The sequence below is a fragment of the Salmonella sp. SAL00670 genome, assembly GCF_046552235.1.
Lineage (GTDB): Bacteria > Pseudomonadota > Gammaproteobacteria > Enterobacterales > Enterobacteriaceae > Salmonella > Salmonella enterica.
The window spans coordinates 45,411-60,691 of record NZ_JBGDUO010000010.1 but is presented as its reverse complement, the minus strand read 5'-3'; the positions used below and the strand labels follow the sequence as shown (position 1 = coordinate 60,691).

Below are 15,281 nucleotides of genomic sequence, written 5' to 3'. Positions count from 1 at the left end.
CATGATTCCTTTTAATGCGCCGCCGGTGGTGGGAACCGAACTCGAATACATGCAGTCTGCAATGAGCAGCGGCAAACTGTGCGGCGACGGCGGCTTTACGCGTCGTTGCCAGCAGTGGCTGGAGCAACATTTCGGCAGCGCGAAGGTGTTGCTGACGCCTTCCTGTACCGCGTCGCTGGAGATGGCGGCTCTGTTGTTGGATATTCAGCCCGGCGATGAAGTGATCATGCCGAGCTTTACGTTTGTCTCCACCGCTAACGCTTTTGTCCTGCGCGGCGCGAAAATTGTATTTGTCGATATTCGTCCGGATACGATGAATATTGACGAAACGCTGATTGAGGCGGCGATTACTGATAAAACCCGCGCTATCGTGCCGGTACACTACGCTGGCGTCGCTTGTGAAATGGATGTCATCATGGCGCTGGCGGATAAGTATAATCTGTTCGTTGTCGAGGATGCCGCCCAGGGTGTGATGTCCACGTACAAAGGGCGCGCGTTAGGGACGATCGGTCACATCGGCTGTTTTAGCTTCCATGAAACCAAAAATTACACCGCTGGCGGCGAAGGCGGCGCGACGCTGATCAACGATCGTACGCTGATTGAACGCGCGGAGATCATCCGCGAAAAAGGCACCAACCGTAGCCAGTTCTTCCGTGGTCAGGTGGACAAATACACCTGGCGGGATATCGGCTCCAGTTATTTGATGTCCGATCTGCAGGCTGCCTATCTGTGGGCGCAACTGGAGGCCGCCGATCGTATCAATCAACAGCGTCTGTCGCTGTGGCAGACTTACTACGATGCGTTAACGCCGCTGGCGCGCGCCGGGCGTATCGAGCTGCCTTCTATTCCGGAAAACTGCGGGCATAATGCCCACATGTTTTACATCAAACTGCGGGATATCGCCGATCGCAGCGCGCTGATTAATTTCCTGAAAGAGGCGGAAATCATGGCGGTATTCCATTACATTCCGCTGCATGATTGTCCGGCGGGCGATAAATTCGGCGAGTTTATCGGGGACGATGTCTACACCACAAAAGAGAGCGAACGTTTGTTGCGTCTGCCGCTGTTTTATAACCTTGCGCCCGTCGATCAACGAACGGTGATTACTACCTTGCTAAATTATTTCTCCTGATATGTCGCTTGCTAAAGCCTCCCTGTGGACGGCGGTCAGTACGCTGGTAAAAATTGGCGCCGGACTGCTGGTGGTGAAACTACTGGCCGTCTCTTTTGGCCCGGCGGGCGTCGGACAAGCGGGTAACTTCCGCCAGATGATTACCGTGCTGGGCGTATTGGCTGGCGCGGGGATATTTAACGGCGTTACCAAACTTGTCGCACAACATCATGATAACCCGGCGCAGTTACGTACCGTGGTGGGAACCTCCTCCGCGATGGTATTGGGGTTCTCTACGCTGCTGGCGCTGGTCTTCCTGCTGGCGGCGGCGCCGATTAGCCAGGGATTGTTCGGTCATACGGACTATCAAGGGTTGGTGCGTCTGGTTGCGCTGGTACAAATGGGGATCGCCTGGGCGAACCTGCTGCTGGCGCTAATGAAGGGCTTTCGTGACGCGTCGGGTAATGCCTTATCGTTAATTGTCGGCAGCTTTTTGGGCATCGCCGCCTGGTATCTCTGCTACCGTGTCGGCGGCTATGAAGGCGCTCTGCTTGGCCTGGCGCTGGTGCCGGCGCTGGTGGTAGTGCCAGCCGGTATAATACTGATTAAGCGCGGCACCGTCCCGCTACGCTATCTCAAGCCCTCCTGGAACAACGGTTTGGCAGGGCAGCTCAGTAAATTTACCCTGATGGCGCTGATTACCTCCGTTACGATGCCGGTCGCCTATGTGATGATGCGAAACCAACTGGCCGCGCACTATAGCTGGAGCGATGTCGGGATCTGGCAGGGTGTAAGCAGCATTTCTGACGCCTATCTGCAATTTATCACCGCCTCCTTCAGCGTTTACCTGTTACCCACGCTCTCACGCCTGACGGAAAAACAGGACATTACGCGTGAAGTGGTAAAAGCGCTGAAATTTGTTTTACCGGCGGTTGCGGCGGCGAGTTTTACCGTCTGGCTACTGCGCGATTTTGCTATCTGGCTGCTTTTTTCCGCCAAATTCACCGCGATGCGCGATCTGTTCGCCTGGCAGTTAGTGGGCGACGTGCTGAAAGTCGGCGCCTATGTTTTCGGTTATCTGGTGATTGCCAAAGCGTCGTTGCGATTTTACATTCTGGCCGAAATTAGCCAGTTCATTCTGTTAACGGCGTTCGCTCACTGGCTGATTCCCGCTCACGGCGCGCTGGGTGCGGCACAGGCTTATATGGCCACCTATATTGTCTATTTTTCACTTTGTTGCGGCGTATTTTTACTCTGGCGTAGGCGAGCATGACTGTACTGATTCACGTCCTGGGATCGGATATCCCTCACCATAACCACACCGTGCTGCGGTTTTTCAATGATACGCTGGCCGCCACAAGCGAGCACGCGCGCGAATTTATGGTTGCCGGTGAAGATAACGGCTTCACGGAAAGCTGCCCGGCGCTCTCGCTTCGTTTTTATGGCAGTAAGAAAGCGCTGGCGCAGGCGGTCATCGCCAAAGCGAAAGCAAATCGTCGACAGAGATTCTTCTTTCACGGTCAGTTCAACACCAGCCTGTGGCTGGCGCTGTTAAGCGGCGGTATTAAGCCAGCTCAGTTTTACTGGCATATCTGGGGCGCGGATCTCTACGAAGTGTCCAACGGGCTGAAATTCCGCCTTTTCTACCCGCTTCGTCGTATCGCGCAGGGGCGAGTAGGGTGCGTATTCGCGACGCGCGGCGATCTCAGCTATTTTGCGCGCCAGCATCCGGACGTACGCGGCGAGTTGCTCTATTTCCCGACGCGCATGGATCCTTCCCTGAATGCTATGGCAAAAGAGTGCCAACGTGCGGGAAAATTGACCATTTTAGTAGGGAACTCCGGCGATCGCAGTAACCAACATATTGCGGCGTTACGGGCGGTGTATCAGCAGTTTGGCGACACGGTAAACGTGGTGGTGCCGATGGGCTATCCGGCCAATAACCAGGACTATATTGATGAGGTTCGTCAGGCCGGTCTGGCGCTATTTAGCGCCGAAAATTTACAAATTCTTAGCGAAAAAATGGAATTTGATGCCTATCTTGCGCTGTTGCGCCAGTGCGACCTCGGTTATTTTATTTTTGCCCGCCAACAGGGGATCGGGACGTTATGTCTGCTAATTCAGGCCGATATCCCGTGCGTACTGAATCGCGACAATCCTTTCTGGCAGGATATGGCGGAACAGCATCTGCCCGTCCTGTTTACCACGGACGATCTTAATGAGCAGGTCGTGCGCGAGGCGCAGCGTCAGCTCGCATCGGTAGATAAAAGCGGCATCACCTTCTTTAGCCCCAACTACCTGCAACCGTGGCATAATGCGTTGAGAATCGCCGCAGGAGAAGCCGAATGAGTTTAATGCAATTCAGCGGGCTGCTGGTGGTCTGGCTGCTCTCTACGCTGTTTATCGCCACGCTGACCTGGTTTGAATTCCGCCGCGTGCGTTTTAACTTCAACGTTTTCTTTTCGTTGCTGTTTTTGTTGACCTTCTTTTTTGGTTTTCCGCTAACCAGCGTGCTGGTATTTCGTTTCGACGTTGGCGTCGCGCCGCCGGAAATCTTATTGCAGGCTCTATTATCCGCCGCCTGTTTCTACGGCGTGTATTACGTGACCTATAAAACGCGTTTACGCAAACGCGTTGTGGATGTACCACGCAAGCCGCTATTTACCATGAACCGGGTGGAAACCCACCTTACCTGGGTGATCCTGATGGGCATCGCGCTGGTGAGCGTGGCGATTTTCTTTATGCATAACGGCTTTTTGCTGTTCCGGCTGCACTCCTACAGCCAGATCTTTTCCAGCGAAGTCTCCGGCGTGGCGTTAAAACGGTTCTTCTATTTCTTCATTCCGGCGATGCTGGTGGTCTATTTCCTGCGCCAGGACAGCAAAGCGTGGCTGTTCTTTCTGGTGAGCACCGTCGCGTTTGGTCTGTTGACCTACATGATTGTCGGCGGCACGCGCGCTAACATCATTATTGCGTTTGCTATCTTCCTGTTTATCGGCATTATTCGAGGCTGGATCAGCCTGTGGATGCTGGCGGCGGCGGGCGTGCTGGGGATTGTCGGTATGTTCTGGCTGGCGCTCAAACGCTACGGATTAAATGTGAGCGGCGATGAGGCGTTCTATACGTTTCTTTATCTGACGCGCGATACCTTTTCGCCGTGGGAGAATCTGGCGCTGCTGTTGCAAAATTACCACAATATCGAGTTTCAGGGGCTGGCCCCTATCGTGCGTGATTTCTACGTCTTTATTCCCACCTGGTTATGGCCGGGACGACCCAGCATCGTGCTGAATTCTGCGAATTACTTCACCTGGGAAGTCCTGAACAACCATTCTGGCCTGGCGATATCGCCAACGCTTATCGGATCGCTGGTGGTCATGGGCGGGGCGCTGTTTATTCCGCTCGGCGCGATCGTCGTCGGGATGATTATCAAATGGTTCGACTGGCTGTATGAACTGGGTAACCGGGAGCCCAATCGCTATAAGGCGGCGATTCTGCACAGTTTCTGCTTTGGCGCCATCTTTAATATGATTGTGCTGGCGCGAGAAGGGCTGGATTCGTTTGTTTCGCGCGTGGTTTTCTTCCTGGTGGTTTTTGGCGCCAGCCTGCTGGTCGCTAAGCTTCTGTTCTGGTTATTTGATAGCGCCGGACTGATTCATAAACGTACAACTTCGCTCCCTCAGGCACAGGTGGAAGGAAAACTATGACCAATAATGCCGCTGCGCCCCTTTACTCGCTGCGTGGATTACCTCTGATTGGCTGGCGCGACATGTCACATGCGCTGAATTATCTGTTTGCCGATGGTCAACTGAAGCAAGGCACGTTGGTGGCGATCAACGCCGAAAAGCTGCTGACGGCGGAAGATAATCCGGAAGTCCGCGCGTTGATAGCGGCGGCGGAATTTAAATATGCCGATGGAATCAGCGTGGTGCGTTCAATACGTAAAAAATTTCCGCAGGCGCAGGTTTCTCGTGTGGCTGGCGCCGACCTTTGGGAAGCGTTAATGGCGCGCGCGGGAAAAGAAGGCACACCGGTATTTCTTGTCGGCGGCAAGCCTGAGGTGCTGGCGCAGACGGAAGCAAAACTGCGGACGCAGTGGAACGTCAATATTGTGGGTAGCCAGGACGGTTACTTTACGCCGGAGCAGCGTCAGGCGCTATTTGCGCGTATCCATGCCAGCGGCGCGAAAATTGTCACCGTCGCGATGGGATCGCCAAAACAGGAATTGCTAATGCGCGATTGTCGGGAAGTGCATCCCCATGCGTTATATATGGGGGTGGGCGGGACCTATGATGTGTTTACTGGTCACGTCAAACGCGCTCCAAAAATATGGCAGAACCTGGGACTGGAGTGGTTGTATCGTCTGCTTTCTCAACCGAGGCGTATTACCCGCCAGATGCGCCTGCTGCGCTATCTTCGCTGGCACTATACTGGCGATCTCTAATTCTCCCTTCTGATGACTTGAGCAGCGGATTGTGCTTATGGTGCTGCTCATTTACAACATAATCGATGATTTCTTACACAATAAGTGCATTTTTTTAATGCTCCATTTGCCATTTGTCCAAATTTAAGAAAATATTCGCAACAATCGATGTACCCATAACAATAACCGGTACTACCGGAACCGTTGCAAACACGACATGAGGATTTATGGCAGAGAAAAAACCGGAGCTACAGCGTGGGCTGGAAGCTCGTCATATTGAATTGATTGCCCTCGGGGGCACCATCGGCGTCGGACTCTTTATGGGCGCCGCCAGTACGCTGAAATGGGCGGGCCCGTCAGTGCTGCTGGCGTATATCATCGCCGGATTGTTCGTCTTTTTCATCATGCGTTCGATGGGGGAGATGCTCTTTCTGGAACCTGTTACCGGCTCCTTTGCCGTGTACGCCCACCGGTATATGAGTCCTTTTTTTGGCTATCTTACCGCCTGGTCATACTGGTTTATGTGGATGGCGGTCGGGATCTCGGAAATTACCGCCATTGGTGTCTACGTCCAGTTCTGGTTTCCGGAGATGGCGCAGTGGATACCGGCGCTGATTGCCGTCGGACTGGTCGCGTTGGCGAATCTGGCTGCGGTGCGCCTGTATGGTGAAATCGAGTTCTGGTTTGCGATGATCAAAGTCACCACGATTATTGTGATGATCATCATCGGTCTGGGGGTGATTTTCTTCGGCTTTGGTAACGGCGGCCAGGCGATTGGCTTTGGTAATCTGACCGAGCATGGCGGCTTTTTTGCCGGCGGCTGGAAAGGCTTTCTGACCGCATTATGTATCGTGGTGGCCTCTTATCAGGGGGTTGAGTTGATCGGTATTACCGCCGGTGAAGCGAAGAATCCGCAGGTGACGTTGCGTAGCGCGGTGGGTAAAGTGCTGTGGCGTATCCTGATTTTTTATGTTGGCGCGATTTTCGTAATCGTCACCATTTTCCCGTGGAATGAGATTGGCAGCAACGGCAGTCCCTTTGTGCTCACCTTCGCGAAAATCGGCATCACCGCCGCGGCAGGCATTATCAACTTTGTCGTGCTGACGGCGGCGCTCTCCGGCTGTAACAGCGGAATGTATAGCTGTGGGCGTATGCTTTACGCGCTGGCGAAAAACCGTCAACTGCCGGCGGCAGTCGCGAAAGTCTCTCGCCACGGCGTGCCGGTCGCGGGCGTGGCGCTCTCTATTTTGATTTTGTTGGTAGGTTCTTGCCTGAACTACATCATCCCCAATCCGCAGCGCGTCTTTGTTTACGTTTATAGCGCCAGCGTACTGCCGGGGATGGTGCCGTGGTTTGTCATTCTGATTAGCCAACTGCGCTTTCGTCGGGCGCATAAAGAAGCGATTGCGGATCATCCTTTTCGTTCCATTATGTTTCCGTGGGCGAACTATTTGACGATGGCGTTTCTGGTTTGCGTTTTAATCGGCATGTACTTTAATGAAGATACGCGCATGTCGCTGTTTGTCGGCGTCATCTTCCTGCTGGCCGTCACGCTGGTCTACAAAGTTTTCGGTCTGAATCGTCACGGAACCGCCCACAAGGTGGGGGAATAAGCGCCAAAATGCGCAAAGCATAACCAAACGCGCATTTTATTTAAAAAGGCACTGGACAGCGGGGTGTGAAGTCCGTATTATCCACCCCCGCAACGGCGCTAAGCGCCCGTAGCTCAGCTGGATAGAGCGCTGCCCTCCGGAGGCAGAGGTCTCAGGTTCGAATCCTGTCGGGCGTACCATTTATTTAGGTGCTTGAGCTGCGGTGGTTTAATACCGCGTAAAAAGTTTCAGTGGTGGCTATAGCTCAGTTGGTAGAGCCCTGGATTGTGATTCCAGTTGTCGTGGGTTCGAATCCCATTAGCCACCCCATTAATATAGAGTTGTGAAACGCGAAGGTGGCGGAATTGGTAGACGCGCTAGCTTCAGGTGTTAGTGTCCTTACGGACGTGGGGGTTCAAGTCCCCCCCCTCGCACCACGACTCAATGAATTGAACTAAAAATTCAAAAAAGCAGTATATCGGCGAGTAGCGCAGCTTGGTAGCGCAACTGGTTTGGGACCAGTGGGTCGGAGGTTCGAATCCTCTCTCGCCGACCAATTTTGAACCCCGCTTCGGCGGGGTTTTTTGTTTTCTGTTCATTTTCAACTACTTACCCCGCACGTGTTGCCATTATGGTTTATTGGCGATATCCCAGACTTTATTTGTCGCTATTCGGTGACGAATAATCTATTGATTTATAATCACTTTATAAAAAGCATCCTGTTCTGTCTCCGCCGGGCGACACGCTAAAACCTCGCCAGCAGCGGGGGGATGTCAATCGCGTGAATTCTCTACGTTTTTTTAATGCCTGCGCCTGTTTTTTAGCGGTGCAAAGATGGCACGTTATGTGCAATAATGTACGGGTAGATGCTCATGCCATCTCTTATGTTCGCCTTCTGGCCTCATAAACTCAGGAATGATGCAGAGCCGTTTACGGTGCTTATCGTCCACTGACAGATGTCGCTTACGCCTCATCAAACACCCTGGACACAACGTTGAGTGAAGCACCCCTTTATGTTGTCATACAGACCTGTTTTGACGCCTGCCCCTTAACCGGGCAGGCGTTTTTTTATGCATTCCGAATGATTTTGTGTAGGCGGTAAGCCCGGTAAGCGAAGCGCCACCGGGCAAGAGGGAATTACTGCGAGGGATTGTTCTGTAATGTCAGCATCAGGCCGTCGCGCCGCATGGCGGCAGCCTCTTCCGGTTGATGCAGTCGATCAAGCGCATCGGCAAGCCAGGCATAATCATACGCGTCCGGGCGTTGTTTCAGCGCGGCGCGGAAAGCCAGAGTCGCCTCCTGCCATTCACCGTGTTTCATTAGCGACTGGCCGAGCGTGCTCCATAACAGCGGGCGATCGCCTACCGTCTTGATTTGCTGGCGCAGCACTTTCTCCAGTTGTTCCGGATTATTGGTTCTGAGGCGAGGAATGGGCAGCACCAGCCGATCGTCATACTGGCGTTTCAGACCATCGATGATAATCTGCTGCGCCATATCATGATCGTCACATTCGATCAGATGCTCGGCCATCGCGACCTGCAGCGCCACCTGATGGCGGGTTTTACGGCTTTGGTTTTTCCACCAGGTGCGTAATCCTTCGCTGCCCTGCTCGGCGCGCGCCTGATCCATGAGTCCTATCCACGCCTGTTGTTCGAGCATGGCGCGATGCGCTTCATCGCCGACGTGCGCTTTCGCCATGGATGGGATGATATCCAGTAAAGAACTCCATGCGCTGGTGCGAATATAGGCCTGCTCCGCCAGACGCAGAACTTCCGGGTGACGCGGCGTGACCTCCAGCAGTTTGTCCACGCCGTGACGCGCTGCGTGATTTTCATTGCGCGCCAGCTGTAAGCGCACGCGCGTGATCTCGACCGGGATGGTGTCGTTCCCCGCCAGCTCTGCCGCACGTTCAAGGTGCTGATTAGCGCGTGCTTCATCGCCGCGCTGCTGCGCCGCTTCTGCCGCCAGCAGATAATTTACCACCGGTTGTTCAGCATGGTCGGCATTTTTTGACATCAGCTTTTCAACCTGCTGATAGTCGCCCTCCGCCAGCTTCAGCAGCGCCTGTTCGGTCTGCTTGCGGGCGCGACGGCGTTTACGGCCGGCAAACCAACCGCGGGTGTGCGCGCCGGTACGAAACAGACGGCGTAGCAACCACTCAATGGCGAATAGCACCACCATAGCGACGATGAGAATGATCGCCAGTCCGGTGACGCTGGTTTCAATGTTGTAGTTATCGGTCTGGATTAACACATAGCCCTGGTGACCGGCTATCATCGGGCCGACCACGATACCCGCGAGCAACAACACAAAGAGCAATAATACTTTTAGCATCATTATTCTCCTTGCGGCGCGGCTGCCGGAGCGTCTGTCTGCGTGGCAGGCGCTGCCGTAGAGACTGTCGGTTGCGCCAGCAGATTACGCACGCGGGTTTGCATCAGTTTTTCAAGAATCGCCTGGCTTCCCAGGGTTTCCGGCAGATCCATCGTGATATTTTGCTGGCTTAATTTATCGACCTCCTCCAGGAAGGCTTTTGTCGCGGCGTCGTCAGTATCGTAATAAGCGCGAACCCAGGTCGAAACGTTATCCAGCGCCTGACGGTATGTTTCTTCCTGATGGCGTGGCACGGCCTGCGCGGCGACTAACAGGCGGGAGCGAATATTTTCGCGTAAATAGACGTCCTGGTTGGGCGCCAACAGCGGTACGGCGGTATCATCGCGGCGGCGAATGGTAATAAAGCTGTCCATAAAGTTCTGCCAGCTTTTTTGCAGGTTAACGCGCCATTCGCTTAGCGAGCTGGACAGCTCGCTGCTGTCTGAATCCATCGGCGAACCATCGGTATCGTTATCCGCCAGACGCAGGTTATCGATTTGGTTAGAGAGCTGATTGAGCTTGAGAATAATGCCGTCGTAGTCGATCTGCGCAACGGATGACAGGCTGGCGATATCGTCAGTAATCGCGCGTCGTGCGGTAATCAGGCTGGGGTCATTCATGTCCGCCAGACTGGCGTCAGCGCTTTTGAGCAGCGCAGCGGCGGTAGTGACGTCCTGATCGCTCCATAGCTTGCGTCCGGCGAGTTTCACCAGGAAATCAGCCTGCGCCAGCAGCCAGGTTTTAGCATCGCTGCCGGAAATAGTGGCGACTTTTTGTTGTACTTCATCAAGCTGTTTCGCCAGCGCCGCCTGTTGGCGATTCGCGTCTTCTAACTGCGCCGCTTGTTTTTTGATAATCCCTTCCAGCTCCGCTTTTTGGCTCTCCTGCGCCTTTTGCAAGGCGGTCAGTTGCGTCGCCAGCGCATCGCTGGTTTCCGTTTGCGCGGTTGCTTGCTGTTTCCCCCAGCCATAAAGCCCAATACCTGCCGCCAGGGCAATCGCAATCGCCACCGCGCTTAATACCAGCGCGGCGCCGTTCTTACTTTTTTTCTCGGTATTAACTGGCTGTGGCGTGGTTTCCACGCTCTCCCTGGTCTCATCAACCACGGCGGAGGATTTTTCTTGTTCCGTCATTATGGCATCCCATTATGAGAGTTATTGTAATGCGCGCAACAGCGCATCGTTGTCGGCGTTATCAGCGACCTTAATATCTTGCCAGCCCAGCTCCCGGGCGAGGTGCGCCAGACGTTCACTGACGACCAATAGCCGACAGCGTAGTAACCAGTGCTCACGATACCACTCGGGAGTCAGCGACCAGAGCCGTTGCAACATCTCGCCGCTGGTAACAACAAGCGTTGTTACGCCGCGAGTATGCCAGCGCATCGCTTCTTCCGCGCCATCGTAATGTTTCGCACATCGTTGATAACATTCACAAAAACTGACTTCGGCTCCGCGAGCTGTCAGGGTTTCGCCCAGCAGTTCGCGGCCGCCATTGCCACGCAAAATCAGCGCGCGTTTGCCCGCAATATTTTGTAATTCAGGTAATTGTAGCAAGGCTTCGCTGATTTCCCGATCCAATGGATAACGAATATCGAACCCGCTAACGGTATGAAGGGCGAGCGCCGTGGTGCGGCCAATCGCGAAATAGCGCGGCGACGCAGGCCAGTTTCGACCATCCCGCTGGAGCTGGGCGTGAGCAAAGGCGACAGCGTGCTGTGAAAGGGCAAAAACCAGATCGTTTTCCGCGAGCGTCGCCAGGCGGTCGGCCAGGGTGGGTAGCTCCCGACCGGCGACAAATTCAATCAGTGGAAAACTCCAGGCCACCTGCCCCAGTGCGCGCAGACGGCTCACTAACGCTTCCCCTGCGGGAGAGGGGCGGGTGATCAGAATACTCATGCGGGCGTCTCGCCGTTATAAACTTCCGTCAGAATCGCGCGTGCGCCGTTTTCCAGCAGTTCCTCTGCAAGCGAGATGCCCATTTGCTCCGCCTGCTCGGGAGAACCACGACGTTCGCCGCGCACCATCACCGAACCGTCCGGTGCGCCAACCAGCGCGCGTAACCAAATTTCACCGTTGATGATTTCTGCATAGCTGCCAATTGGCACCTGACACCCGCCTTCCAGGCGGGTGTTCATAGCGCGTTCCGCCGTTACGCGCAGCGCGGTTTGCGAGTGATTCAACGGTGCGAGCAGCGCCTGCGTTCGCGCGTCGTCAAGACGACACTCAATCCCGACGGCGCCCTGGCCTACGGCAGGAAGTGAAACGTCGGGCGGCAAGGCTGTGCGAATGCGCGACTCCAGACCTAAGCGTTTCAGACCGGCCACGGCCAGGATAATGGCGTCATAGTCGCCGTTGTCCAGCTTGCCGAGACGTGTGCCGACGTTGCCGCGCAACGAACGGATAATGAGGTCCGGACGGCGTTCCGCCAGTTGACACTGACGACGCAAACTGGACGTCCCGACGATACTACCCGCGGGCAGATCGTCCAGACTGTGATATTTATTCGAGACAAACGCGTCGCGCGGATCTTCGCGCTCGCAAATGGTCACCAGACCGAGACCGTCCGGGAAGGCCACCGGAACGTCTTTCATAGAGTGCACGGCGATATCAGCGCGCTTTTCCAGCAGCGCGATTTCAAGCTCTTTAACAAACAGTCCCTTACCGCCCACTTTTGCCAGGGGAGTATCGAGAATCACGTCGCCGCGTGTGACCATCGGCACCAGTTCTACCGTCAGTCCCGGATGGGTTGCCATCAATGCGTCTTTGACATAATGTGCCTGCCAAAGCGCAAGGGGACTTTGGCGTGTGGCAATTCTTAAAACATTGTCTAACATGCTTGTTACCGTCATTATCAATCATTGACCATCCTAACATCCTTATAGAGAGTATGTTAGTTTTCCGGTCACCGTGAGTGAGAGGATAAGGCGCAGTGTCGTCAATGACAGTGAATAATGACGAGAAACCGCCAGCCCGTATTTAAGAATTTACACGCAGCGAACGGTGCTACACTTGTATGTAGCGCATCTTTCTTTACGGTCAATGAGCAAGGTGTTAAATTGATCACGTTTTAGACCATTTTTTCGTCGGTATTAGATAAAAATATGCAGACGAGAAAGGGTAACGGTTATTTTTGACATACGGTTTATCCCGAATGGCGACGGTCAAGTACTGACCTGCACCATGACGGGTAGCAACATCAGGCGATACGTCTTGTACCTCTATATTGAGACTCTGAAACAGAGACTGGATGCCATAAATCAACTGCGTGTGGATCGCGCGCTTGCTGCCATGGGACCCGCTTTTCAGCAGGTTTACAGTCTTCTGCCGACATTATTGCACTATCACCATCCACTGATGCCGGGTTACCTTGATGGTAACGTTCCCAGCGGTATTTGCTTCTACACGCCTGATGAAACCCAACGCCACTATCTGAACGAACTTGAGCTGTACCGCGGTATGACGCCGCAGGACCCGCCGAAGGGCGAGCTGCCGATTACCGGCGTTTACACCATGGGCAGCACCTCCTCGGTCGGGCAGAGCTGTTCGTCCGACCTGGATATCTGGGTGTGCCATCAGTCCTGGCTCGACGGCGAAGAGCGTCAGTTGCTGCAACGTAAGTGTAGCCTGCTGGAAAGCTGGGCCGCCTCGCTTGGCGTTGAGGTGAGCTTCTTCCTGATCGACGAGAACCGTTTCCGCCATAACGAAAGCGGCAGTCTGGGCGGGGAAGACTGTGGTTCTACGCAGCATATCCTGTTGCTTGATGAGTTTTATCGTACCGCTGTGCGCCTGGCCGGGAAGCGTATCCTGTGGAGCATGGTGCCGTGCGACGAAGAAGAGCATTACGACGACTATGTCATGACGCTCTACGCGCAGGGCGTATTAACGCCAAACGAATGGCTGGATCTGGGGGGCTTAAGCTCGCTCTCCGCCGAAGAGTACTTTGGCGCCAGCCTGTGGCAGCTATACAAGAGCATTGACTCGCCGTACAAAGCGGTGCTGAAAACGCTGCTGCTGGAAGCCTACTCATGGGAATATCCCAACCCACGTCTGCTGGCGAAAGATATTAAACAACGTCTGCATGACGGTGAAATCGTATCGTTTGGACTCGATCCCTACTGCATGATGCTGGAACGGGTCACTGAATACCTGACGGCGATTGAAGATCCGACGCGGCTGGATTTAGTCCGCCGCTGCTTTTACCTGAAAGTGTGCGAGAAATTAAGTCGCGAGCGTGCCTGCGTAGGCTGGCGTCGGGAAGTATTAAGCCAGTTAGTCAGCGAGTGGGGATGGGACGACGCGCGTCTGACCATGCTCGATAATCGCGCAAACTGGAAAATCGATCAGGTGCGCGAAGCCCACAACGAATTGCTCGACGCCATGATGCAGAGCTATCGTAATCTGATTCGCTTTGCGCGGCGCAACAACCTCAGCGTGAGTGCCAGCCCGCAGGATATCGGCGTACTGACGCGTAAGCTGTACGCGGCTTTTGAAGCGTTGCCGGGTAAAGTCACGCTGGTGAACCCGCAGATATCGCCGGATCTGTCCGAGCCGAATTTAACCTTTATCCATGTGCCGCCGGGACGCGCCAACCGTTCAGGCTGGTATCTCTACAACCGCGCGCCGAACATGGATTCCATCATCAGCCACCAGCCGCTGGAATATAACCGTTATCTTAATAAGTTGGTCGCGTGGGCGTGGTTCAACGGCCTGCTGACGTCGCGAACGCATCTGTTTATTAAGGGCAACGGTATTGTCGACCTGCCTAAGTTGCAGGAGATGGTCGCCGATGTTTCGCACCATTTCCCGCTGCGCTTGCCTGCTCCGACGCCGAAAGCGCTCTACAGCCCCTGTGAAATTCGCCATCTGGCGATTATCGTTAACCTCGAATATGACCCGACGGCGGCGTTTCGCAATAAAGTGGTCCATTTTGACTTCCGTAAGCTGGACGTTTTCAGCTTTGGCGAAGAGCAAAACTGTCTGATAGGCAGTATCGACTTGTTATATCGCAACTCGTGGAACGAAGTGCGTACTCTGCACTTTAACGGCGAGCAGGCGATGATCGAAGCGCTGAAAACGATTCTGGGGAAAATGCACCAGGATGCCGCGCCGCCGGATAGCGTGGAGGTGTTCTGCTACAGTCAGCATCTTCGCGGCCTGATTCGCACCCGTGTGCAGCAACTGGTCTCCGAATGTATTGAGCTACGTCTTTCCAGCACCCGTCAGGAGACCGGTCGCTTCAAGGCGCTGCGGGTTTCCGGGCAGACGTGGGGGCTATTCTTCGAACGCTTGAATGTCTCGGTGCAGAAGCTGGAGAACGCTATCGAATTCTACGGCGCGATTTCGCATAACAAGCTGCACGGGCTGTCGGTACAGGTGGAAACCAACCAGGTGAAATTGCCGTCAGTGGTGGATGGCTTCGCCAGCGAAGGGATCATCCAGTTCTTCTTTGAAGAAACGGGCGATGAGAAAGGCTTTAATATTTATATTCTGGATGAAAGTAACCGGGCGGAAGTGTATCACCACTGCGAGGGTAGCAAGGAAGAACTGGTGCGCGACGTCAGTCGCTTCTATTCGTCATCGCACGATCGCTTCACGTATGGCTCCAGTTTTATCAACTTTAACCTGCCGCAGTTCTACCAGATAGTGAAAACCGATGGCCGCGCACAGGTGATCCCATTCCGTACGCAGCCTATCAACACCGTGCCGCCAGCAAACCAGGATCATGACGCGCCGCTATTGCAGCAGTATTTCTCCTGAGGATTTTCGCCCGGTGGCGGCTACGCCTT

General features: G+C 54.4%; 11 protein-coding genes and 4 tRNA genes. 11 read left to right on the top strand and 4 right to left on the bottom strand.

The window, feature by feature from the left end:
• The first annotated feature begins 1 nt into the window (after position 1).
• The 10 genes from rffA (at position 2) to ACLJRS_RS21835 (ending at position 7,679) form a co-directional block, all read left to right on the top strand.
• Positions 2-1,132, top strand: a complete 1,131-nt coding sequence (gene rffA, locus ACLJRS_RS21880) for a dTDP-4-amino-4,6-dideoxygalactose transaminase (RefSeq protein ID WP_000612080.1) — start codon at positions 2-4, stop codon at positions 1,130-1,132.
• Position 1,133: 1 nt separating this feature from the next.
• Positions 1,134-2,384 (top strand): lipid III flippase WzxE, encoded by a 1,251-nt coding sequence (gene wzxE, locus ACLJRS_RS21875; protein ID WP_000050294.1) that lies wholly within the window; start codon positions 1,134-1,136, stop codon positions 2,382-2,384.
• Positions 2,381-3,460 carry a TDP-N-acetylfucosamine:lipid II N-acetylfucosaminyltransferase gene (locus ACLJRS_RS21870; protein WP_000217196.1) on the top strand — a complete coding sequence of 360 codons (1,080 nt, stop codon included), beginning with the start codon at positions 2,381-2,383 and terminating at the stop codon, positions 3,458-3,460. The genes wzxE and ACLJRS_RS21870 overlap by 4 nt, the downstream gene beginning before the upstream one ends.
• Positions 3,457-4,815, top strand: a complete 1,359-nt coding sequence (gene wzyE / locus ACLJRS_RS21865) for an ECA oligosaccharide polymerase (RefSeq protein WP_000055610.1) — start codon at positions 3,457-3,459, stop codon at positions 4,813-4,815. Before ACLJRS_RS21870 ends, wzyE begins: the two co-directional genes overlap by 4 nt.
• The gene (wecG, locus tag ACLJRS_RS21860; RefSeq protein ID WP_000183621.1) at positions 4,812-5,552 is read left to right on the top strand and encodes a lipopolysaccharide N-acetylmannosaminouronosyltransferase; all 741 of its coding nucleotides are present in this window, start codon (positions 4,812-4,814) and stop codon (positions 5,550-5,552) included. Before wzyE ends, wecG begins: the two co-directional genes overlap by 4 nt.
• 206 nt (positions 5,553-5,758) lie before the next feature.
• Positions 5,759-7,144, top strand: coding sequence for a bifunctional threonine/serine APC transporter ThrP (thrP, locus tag ACLJRS_RS21855; RefSeq protein WP_000818378.1), 1,386 nt, complete (start codon positions 5,759-5,761; stop codon positions 7,142-7,144).
• A gap of 102 nt (positions 7,145-7,246) precedes the next feature.
• A tRNA-Arg gene (locus ACLJRS_RS21850) sits at positions 7,247-7,323 on the top strand.
• Positions 7,324-7,377: 54 nt separating this feature from the next.
• Positions 7,378-7,453 (top strand) — tRNA-His (locus ACLJRS_RS21845).
• A gap of 20 nt (positions 7,454-7,473) precedes the next feature.
• Positions 7,474-7,560 (top strand) — tRNA-Leu (locus ACLJRS_RS21840).
• A 42-nt stretch (positions 7,561-7,602) separates the two neighbouring features.
• Positions 7,603-7,679, top strand: a tRNA-Pro gene (locus tag ACLJRS_RS21835).
• Positions 7,680-8,260: 581 nt separating this feature from the next.
• Here ACLJRS_RS21835 and hemY read toward each other — a convergent pair.
• The 4 genes from hemY to hemC are packed head-to-tail and all read right to left on the bottom strand — an operon-like array spanning position 8,261 to position 12,329.
• On the bottom strand, positions 8,261-9,457 hold the full coding sequence (gene hemY, locus ACLJRS_RS21830; protein ID WP_031606719.1) for a protoheme IX biogenesis protein HemY: 1,197 nt from the start codon (positions 9,455-9,457) through the stop codon (positions 8,261-8,263).
• Between the two features lie 2 nt (positions 9,458-9,459).
• Entirely contained in the window at positions 9,460-10,629 is a 1,170-nt protein-coding gene (gene hemX / locus ACLJRS_RS21825) for a uroporphyrinogen-III C-methyltransferase (RefSeq protein WP_000138967.1), read from the bottom strand.
• Positions 10,630-10,650: 21 nt separating this feature from the next.
• Positions 10,651-11,391 (bottom strand): uroporphyrinogen-III synthase, encoded by a 741-nt coding sequence (hemD, locus tag ACLJRS_RS21820; RefSeq protein WP_000025490.1) that lies wholly within the window; start codon positions 11,389-11,391, stop codon positions 10,651-10,653.
• Entirely contained in the window at positions 11,388-12,329 is a 942-nt protein-coding gene (hemC, locus tag ACLJRS_RS21815; RefSeq protein ID WP_001521319.1) for a hydroxymethylbilane synthase, read from the bottom strand. The genes hemD and hemC overlap by 4 nt, the downstream gene beginning before the upstream one ends.
• A gap of 376 nt (positions 12,330-12,705) precedes the next feature.
• Here hemC and cyaA point away from each other — a divergent pair, with 376 nt between their 5' ends.
• The gene (gene cyaA, locus ACLJRS_RS21810) at positions 12,706-15,252 is read left to right on the top strand and encodes a class I adenylate cyclase (protein ID WP_000281718.1); all 2,547 of its coding nucleotides are present in this window, start codon (positions 12,706-12,708) and stop codon (positions 15,250-15,252) included.
• The last annotated feature ends 29 nt before the right edge of the window (positions 15,253-15,281 follow it).

Coding starts and splice junctions, on each gene's coding strand:
- wecG (WP_000183621.1), top strand. CDS start 4,812: ATGACCAATAATGCCGCTGCGCCCCTTTACTCGCTGCGTGGATTACCT.
- hemC (WP_001521319.1), bottom strand. CDS start 12,329: ATGTTAGACAATGTTTTAAGAATTGCCACACGCCAAAGTCCCCTTGCG.
- rffA (WP_000612080.1), top strand. CDS start 2: ATGATTCCTTTTAATGCGCCGCCGGTGGTGGGAACCGAACTCGAATAC.
- ACLJRS_RS21870 (WP_000217196.1), top strand. CDS start 2,381: ATGACTGTACTGATTCACGTCCTGGGATCGGATATCCCTCACCATAAC.
- wzxE (WP_000050294.1), top strand. CDS start 1,134: ATGTCGCTTGCTAAAGCCTCCCTGTGGACGGCGGTCAGTACGCTGGTA.
- hemX (WP_000138967.1), bottom strand. CDS start 10,629: ATGACGGAACAAGAAAAATCCTCCGCCGTGGTTGATGAGACCAGGGAG.
- hemY (WP_031606719.1), bottom strand. CDS start 9,457: ATGCTAAAAGTATTATTGCTCTTTGTGTTGTTGCTCGCGGGTATCGTG.
- hemD (WP_000025490.1), bottom strand. CDS start 11,391: ATGAGTATTCTGATCACCCGCCCCTCTCCCGCAGGGGAAGCGTTAGTG.
- thrP (WP_000818378.1), top strand. CDS start 5,759: ATGGCAGAGAAAAAACCGGAGCTACAGCGTGGGCTGGAAGCTCGTCAT.
- wzyE (WP_000055610.1), top strand. CDS start 3,457: ATGAGTTTAATGCAATTCAGCGGGCTGCTGGTGGTCTGGCTGCTCTCT.